1 protein-coding gene is annotated in these 2,863 nt (G+C 59.2%); it reads right to left on the bottom strand.

What is annotated here, in order from left to right; all coding sequences use genetic code 11:
• Positions 1-328: 328 nt before the first annotated feature.
• The gene (locus VGK48_10020) at positions 329-2,797 is read right to left on the bottom strand and encodes an ABC transporter permease (protein ID HEY2381500.1); all 2,469 of its coding nucleotides are present in this window, start codon (positions 2,795-2,797) and stop codon (positions 329-331) included.
• Positions 2,798-2,863: the final 66 nt, after the last annotated feature.

Below are 2,863 nucleotides of genomic sequence, written 5' to 3'. Positions count from 1 at the left end.
GGCAACTGGGCTAGGCGAGTTCGTCAACACGTCGTCCGATAATCCCAACGGACGCCTCGAGGGAAGTAACCTGGCCGTCTTCGCGATTTCCGTTCCGGAGCCAGTTTCGTTAGGCTATATGGCTGCCGGCGTGTTTGTCCTTCTCATCTTGCGTCGGCGAGCCGATCTCACCAAGTAAGCAAGGTGGCGAACCCGCAGCTGGCTGACACGTGCACAGCCGCGCGTCTTGCATCTGCCGGTTTAAACGTTGTGTTGTCGTGATCGTTCCCGCACGTTTGACGCCGGCCGTCGAGTTCGACCGGGGTTCGAATCCCCTCTCCGCCAGTAACTACTCCGCCCTAAGAGCTTCCGACGGATCCACCCCCGCAGTGCGGCGCGCAGGCAAGTAGCTTGCGAGCGCCGCAATTACGACGAGCCCCAGCGAAACCACTAAATAGGTGAGCGGGTCCGCCGGACTCACGTGAAACAGCAGCGACGACATCAGCCGCATCACCGCGAAAGCGACAATCAACCCAATGGCTGCCCCGGCGCCAGTCAGGAGTATTCCATGCCGGACAAACATCGCCGTTAATTCATGCCGCCGCGCCCCGAGTGCCATGCGGATGCCAATCTCCCGGGTCCGCTGCGAAACCGAATAGGCAATTACGCCATAAATCCCCACGACTCCGAGTAGGAGAGCCATGCCGGCTGCGATCGCCATCATCACTAGCGTGAACGAGGTACGCGCCATCGACTTTCGATAGATCTGATCGAGCGTACGCGCGACCGCCACGGGAACGTTGGGATTCACCGACCACACCGCCTGCCGGATCTCCTTGAGAAAACTTTCAGACCCAGCGCGTGGGCTGCGCACGACGAAGGACATACCGCGTTGAATGGATTGCTTATCGCCCCAGAAATTATCGAGCAAAGGCGGCCAATACACGGTTGTTGGTGGTTTCTTGTTTACACCGTCCGCATAGACGTCTCCCACCACGCCGACGATCTCGCGCCATGGATCGTTCATGCCCTCGCGAATCTGCTGGTGCAGCGCGCCGGCGGGTGTGCGCCAATATTCACGCGCAAAACTTTCAGAAATGAGAACTCCGGGCGCATGGCCGTAAATTTCCGTCCAGGTGAGATCGCGGCCGGCCATGAGCGGTGTGCCCAGTGTTGCGTGCAGCCCCGGTGAGATGAACACAAAGCGGCGGATCGGCGGAAGCTGCCCTTCCTTGTAAACCCGATCCCGCGCAAAGAGGACATCGGAACTGCTGTTCCCGTCCATCGGAAGCGCCGATGTCATGCCGGCTGAGGAGACGCCCGGCACGCGCCGGATCTGGTCGAGCATGTCGTTCTGCATGCGCAGAACTTTTTCAGGATCTTTTACCTGCGCTTCCGGAATGGAGACAGTGAACGTCTGCACATGAGCCGGATCCGCGAAACCGGGCTGAATCCGCATCATCGTCCGAAAGGTGCGGATCATCAAGCCTGAGCTGATGAGTAGAACCAGTGCGAGAGCGACCTGCGCCACTACCAGAACATTCCGCGCCCGATGGCGTTCTCTCGTCTGGCTAAGGCCGCGTCCGCCTTCCCGCATACCGGTCCCCAAGCGCGCACCCGCGTGTTTGAAGACGGGTATCGAACCGAACAACAGACCAGCTAGCAAGGACACCCCCAGGCTGAACGCGAGGACCGGTGCGTCGATACCGATGTCAGCCAGGCGTGGAAGTCCGGCGGGAGCCATCGCCACAAGCAGCCGTAGCGCGCCAAACGCAACCAGCAGACCGCACGCGCCGCCTAGCGCGGCCAAAGTCATGCTCTCGAGCAAAAGTTCGCCGGCGATACGCGCCCGGCTTGCTCCGAGCGCAGCGCGAATGGCCAGTTCGAGATGCCGCGACTCCGCCCTCACCAGAAGAAGATTCGCTACATTTGCACACGCGATGAGCAACACAATGCCGATGGTTCCCATCAATACCCACAAAACGGCGCCCACATCGCCAATCATGGTTTGTTTGAATGGCCGAAATGCGGGAGCAATACGCGCCTGCTCAAACATTTTCGCGCTGAAGCCGGGGGGAGCTTGAAAACTCCTGTTGACGATCGGCAGCATGCGTGTTCCATCCGCGTTGGCCTGCGCCAAAGTCACGCCCGGCTTGAGTCTCGCGAGTCCTTCGAAGCTGAAGTTGCCGAGAAACGTCTTGCTCCGGTCGAATCGAAAAGGTTGGATCAGCGCGACGTCCATATCCAGGAACCGGAAGTTTTGCGGCATCACCCCAATTACCTCTCGCGCTTTGCCGTCGATCAGAATGCGCCGGCCGATAATCGAACGATCCCCGCTGAATCTGCGCCGCCAATAACCCTGCGTCAGAATGACGGTGTCTGGGCTGCCGGGCGAATCATCTTTGCGCGTAAAGGAACGTCCCAAGGCAGGAGAAATGCCCAGGATCGGAATCACGCCGTCCGTAACCAGAAGAGACCGCACCTGCTCAGGTTCCGCAATGCCGGTTACGCTTACGGTATTGCCCGTGAAGACACCGACGTCCTCGAAACTCCGGTTCTGACCGCGAAAGGTGAAGTAGACGGAAGGAGAATCGGTCAGCTCTGGAATGTTAATCCATGGCGCGGTCAGCGAGAGGCTGATCAATTGTTCCGGGTGGGGATAGGACAGCGGCTTGAGCAGCACGCCATCGATGACGCTGAAGATGGCGGTGTTTGCTCCGATGCCGAGCGCCAGCGTCAGAATCGCCACAAAAGTGAACATCGGCGAACGGAACAGGCGCCGCAAAACCTGTCGGAGTTGGCCGCCGGGTAATTTCATCAAAGAACTCCTTTGAGAGTATTACGGATTCGGGCTGCCGGAAAGTTCACGAAGTGTCACAGTAAA

The organism is Terriglobia bacterium (assembly GCA_036496425.1).
Lineage (GTDB): Bacteria > Acidobacteriota > Terriglobia > 20CM-2-55-15 > 20CM-2-55-15 > 20CM-2-55-15.
Note: the sequence above shows the minus strand (reverse complement) of the source record. Positions and strands in the feature narration are given on the sequence as shown.